Annotated in this window: 5 protein-coding genes; 4 read left to right on the forward strand and 1 reads right to left on the reverse strand. The window is 42.5% G+C overall.

Going from position 1 to position 4,425, the window contains the following annotated elements; all coding sequences use genetic code 11:
* Positions 1-15 precede the first annotated feature (15 nt).
* The 4 genes from thrS to rplT all read left to right on the forward strand — a co-directional run bounded on the left by thrS (position 16) and on the right by rplT (position 3,192).
* Positions 16-1,944: a threonine--tRNA ligase gene (gene thrS / locus AACQ17_RS06660; RefSeq protein WP_010319593.1), complete on the forward strand. Its 1,929-nt coding sequence runs from the start codon at positions 16-18 to the stop codon at positions 1,942-1,944.
* A gap of 3 nt (positions 1,945-1,947) precedes the next feature.
* Positions 1,948-2,499 (forward strand): translation initiation factor IF-3, encoded by a 552-nt coding sequence (gene infC / locus AACQ17_RS06665; protein WP_080569453.1) that lies wholly within the window; start codon positions 1,948-1,950, stop codon positions 2,497-2,499.
* A gap of 103 nt (positions 2,500-2,602) precedes the next feature.
* The gene (gene rpmI / locus AACQ17_RS06670) at positions 2,603-2,797 is read left to right on the forward strand and encodes a 50S ribosomal protein L35 (RefSeq protein WP_010319591.1); all 195 of its coding nucleotides are present in this window, start codon (positions 2,603-2,605) and stop codon (positions 2,795-2,797) included.
* Positions 2,798-2,838: 41 nt separating this feature from the next.
* Positions 2,839-3,192 carry a 50S ribosomal protein L20 gene (gene rplT / locus AACQ17_RS06675; protein ID WP_010319590.1) on the forward strand — a complete coding sequence of 118 codons (354 nt, stop codon included), beginning with the start codon at positions 2,839-2,841 and terminating at the stop codon, positions 3,190-3,192.
* Between the two features lie 62 nt (positions 3,193-3,254).
* On the opposite strand, the gene AACQ17_RS06680 is transcribed toward rplT, so the two are convergent.
* A complete protein-coding gene (locus AACQ17_RS06680) occupies positions 3,255-4,217 on the reverse strand; it encodes an integron integrase (protein WP_017043784.1) in 963 nt (320 codons plus the stop codon).
* Between the last annotated feature and the right edge of the window lie 208 nt (positions 4,218-4,425).

Raw genomic sequence — 4,425 nt, forward strand, 5'->3', positions numbered from 1 at the left:
CTGTAAGGATTATACATGCCTATTATTACTCTTCCTGACGGCAGTCAACGTCATTTTGAACACCCTGTATCGACAATGGAAGTTGCAGCTTCTATCGGCCCTGGTCTTGCAAAAGCAACGATCGCAGGCCGTGTCGATGGTGTGCGCGTCGATGCGTGCGATCTTATCGAAAATGATGCTAGCCTTGAAATTATAACGACAAAAGATGAAGTTGATGGTTTAGAGATCGTACGCCACTCTTGTGCGCACTTACTTGGCCATGCATTAAAGCAACTTTATCCACAAGCCAAAATGGCGATTGGTCCGACGATCGACAGCGGCTTCTACTATGATATCGATCTTGAGCAATCACTCACGCAAGATGATTTAGAGCAAATCGAAAAGCGCATGAAAGAGCTTGCCAAGACAAAATATCAAGTTGTCAAAAAGAAAGTCAGTTGGCAGGAAGCCCGTGATGCTTTTGAGGCTCGCGGTGAAACATACAAGATGGAAATCTTGGATCAGAACGTGGCTCGTGATGACAGACCGGGTCTATACCATCATGAAGAATACATTGACATGTGTCGTGGCCCTCACGTACCTAACATGAGCTTCTGCCAACACTTTACCCTGCTTAGCATTGCTGGCGCGTACTGGCGTGGTAACAGTGATAACAAGATGCTACAGCGCATCTATGGTACGGCATTCCATGACAAGAAAGCACTTCAAGCCCATTTAACGCGTTTAGAAGAAGCGGCTAAACGTGATCATCGTAAAATTGGTAAGCAGCTCGATCTATTCCATATGCAGCAAGAAGCTCCAGGGATGGTATTCTGGCACCATAACGGTTGGTCTATATTCCGTGATCTTGAAGTGTTCATTCGCCAAAAACTCAGTGAGTACGATTACCAAGAAGTAAAAGGTCCATTAATGATGGACCGAGTTCTATGGGAGCGTTCTGGTCACTGGGATAAATATGCGGATGCCATGTTCACGACGTCATCTGAAAATCGTGAATATGCAATTAAACCGATGAACTGCCCAGGCCACGTTCAAATATTTAATCAAGGTTTGAAATCATACCGTGATCTGCCATTGCGTATGGCTGAGTTTGGATCTTGCCACCGCAATGAACCATCAGGTTCATTACATGGTATTATGCGTGTTCGTGGCTTTACTCAAGATGACGCCCATATTTTCTGTACCGAAGATCAAATTCAACAAGAAGTGACATCTTGTATCAAGATGGTCTACGACACCTACACGACGTTCGGTTTTGATAACATCGTTGTTAAACTGTCTACACGCCCAGAAAAACGTGTTGGTAGTGATGAAATTTGGGATAAATCGGAAGAAGCATTAAAGCTTTCACTGCAGGCAATGGATATCCCATTTGAAATTCAAGAAGGTGAAGGCGCATTCTACGGCCCTAAAATTGAATTTACTTTGCATGATTGCTTAGATCGTGCGTGGCAATGTGGTACAGTGCAGCTGGATTTCAATTTACCAGCTCGTTTAGGCGCGACATATGTTGGCGAAAGTAACGAGCGTCTTGTTCCGGTTATGATTCACCGTGCAATTTTGGGTTCACTTGAGCGCTTTATCGGTATTCTTATCGAAGAGTATGCAGGTTTCTTCCCTACGTGGTTAGCGCCGGAACAAGCGGTAATTATGAACATTACTGATAAACAGTCAGTTTACGCTCAGGAAGTAGCACAAAAACTACAAAAATGTGGAATTAGAGCCAAAGCAGACTTGAGAAATGAGAAGATTGGCTTTAAAATCCGCGAACACACTTTAAAGCGTGTACCGTATATGCTTGTTTGTGGTGACCAAGAGATGGAAGCCGGAGAGATCGCAGTACGTACCCGCAGGGGCAAGGACTTAGGTAAATTTAAATTGGATGACTTTATTGCGTATATCCAAGCCGAAGTTTCTAGCCGTAAGCTCAATCTGGAGGAATAAACTATTAAAGGCGGAAGACGTGGCCAACAGCCGGCCAAACCAAACCAGCACCGTTTAAACGGTGAAATTCGTGGCGTTCGTGAAGTTCGTTTAACTGGCGCAGATGGTGAATCCGTTGGTGTTGTATCAATCAACGAAGCATTAGAAGCTGCTGTAGAAGCTGGTATGGATCTTGTAGAGATCAGCCCTAACGCCGAGCCACCAGTTTGTCGTGTGATGGACTATGGCAAGTTCCTCTTTGAAAAGAGCAAGACTGCTAAAGAGCAGAAGAAGAAGCAAAAACAGATCCAGATTAAGGAAATTAAATTCCGTCCTGGGACTGATATTGGAGACTATCAGGTAAAACTACGCAACCTGACCCGTTTCCTAGAAGAAGGCAACAAAGTGAAAGTTACTATTCGCTTCCGTGGCCGTGAGATGGCGCACCAAGACATCGGTGTCGATGTTCTTCATCGTTTGAAAGAGGATACTGCTGAAATTGCAGTAGTTGAGTCTTTCCCGAGTCGAATTGAAGCACGCCAGATGATCATGATGCTTGCCCCTAAAAAGAAGTAATTAACGGCTTACAAGTAATGAGACCTCGCCGTTGAAAGACGGTGGGGCGTTATTCGCCCTAATTACATGTTATTTAAACTACTACAATGCGGAGTTATTCATCATGCCTAAGATGAAAACCAACAAAGGTGCAGCTAAGCGTTTTAAGAAAACTGCTGGCGGTATTAAATTTAAGCACGCTACAAAACGTCATATCCTGACTAAGCGTACTACTAAGAACAAGCGTCAACTACGCCCTAACTCAATCCTTCCAAAATGTGAAGTGGCTGGTGTTATGCGCATGTTGCCATACGCTTAATTCTTTTTAGTTTATTTATCGTTTAGTTTAGGAGAAGCATAATGCCTCGCGTAAAACGTGGTGTACAAGCTCGTGCACGTCATAAGAAAGTTCTAAAACAAGCTAAAGGTTACTACGGAGCACGTTCACGTGTTTACCGCGTAGCTTTCCAAGCTGTAACCAAAGCTGGTCAATACGCTTACCGTGACCGTCGCACTAAAAAGCGTCAGTTCCGTCAGCTATGGATTGCGCGTATTAACGCAGCATCTCGTCAAAATGGTCTATCTTACAGCCGTTTCATTAACGGTCTTAAGAAAGCATCTATTGAGATCGATCGTAAGATCCTTGCTGATATCGCGGTATTCGACAAAGCTGCATTTGCAGTGCTTGTTGAAAAAGCAAAAACTGCTCTTTAATTTAGCAGTGAAGGTTTAAAGAAAAGGAGGGCAAGTATGCTCTCCTTTTTTATTGCGCTTATTTATAAGCGCGACAGTGGGCTTAATACACCGCTGGCGCCTCTATCCAGTACGTGAGTGTAAATCTGAGTTGTTTTTACATCACTATGCCCTAATTGTTCTTGTACTGTTCTGATGTCCGCTCCCGCTTCTAGCAAGTGTGTCGCAAAGCTATGCCTTAGCGTATGGCATGAAACTGACTTTTGTATCTCAGCATCATGAGCGGTTTTCCGAACTGCTCGCTGCAATGCCGACTCATTAATATGGTGCCTTCGTTTCAACCCACTATTCTCATCTAAGGTAAGTAAATTAGATGGGAACAAGTAGTGCCAATTAAACTCATAAGGAGCTGAAGGATATTTTTCTCGCAACGCATTGGGTAACCAGACTCCTCCATAACCTTTGGTTTGCATATCTTTATCATAGTAACGCTTAGCTAATGCTTGTTGCTCAGCTAGTTGTGGATAAAGCTCCTTAGCAAGTGTGACGGTGCGGTTTTTTCCTCCTTTTCCTTGCCATACCCGAACCGCACCATAATCTAAATCAATATCCTGTATTCGGAGTCTGACACATTCCATCAGCCGCAGCCCTGATCCGTATAAGAGCATAATTTGCAATTGATATCGTGGCTCAATATGTTCTAAAAACCGCTTAATTTCAGTTCTTGTCATCACTACTGGTAATTTCTGAGCAAGTTGAGATTTCTTGAAATTCATGCTAATTGATAGCGGTTCTTTAATGATTTCACGGTACAGAAAATGGAGAGAGTTAAGCGCTAACGCTTGTGTTTTCGCGGCTACTTTCCCATTAACAGCTAAGTCAGTTAAAAACATCTCAACTTCTTTACTACCCATTCTCATTGGATGTGTTTTGTTATTGAAGTAGATGAATCGTGTTATCCAGTGCAAATATGCCTCTATAGTTTTCTTTGCATAGTGTCGCGCTTGCATATACTCTTTAATGCTTAAAATAAATTGTGATTTCATATTTTCCCAACAAAATTGCCTGTTTTTATATACAGTATTGTTGTTTTTGGTTTAGTCAACAAACTAAGTTGCATAAAGTCGTCTAATGTGAAGTCTGACGCAGTTTTTATTCAACTAACAATCTGATTAAAAAGATTTATATGATAGATTTCTAATTATCAAAGTTCATGATAAGTGGCGGTAGCATGGTAAATTAGGTCGCATTTTG

Source organism: Vibrio sp. V10_P2A27P122, assembly GCF_963874335.1.
GTDB classification, from domain to species: Bacteria; Pseudomonadota; Gammaproteobacteria; order Enterobacterales; family Vibrionaceae; genus Vibrio; species Vibrio anguillarum.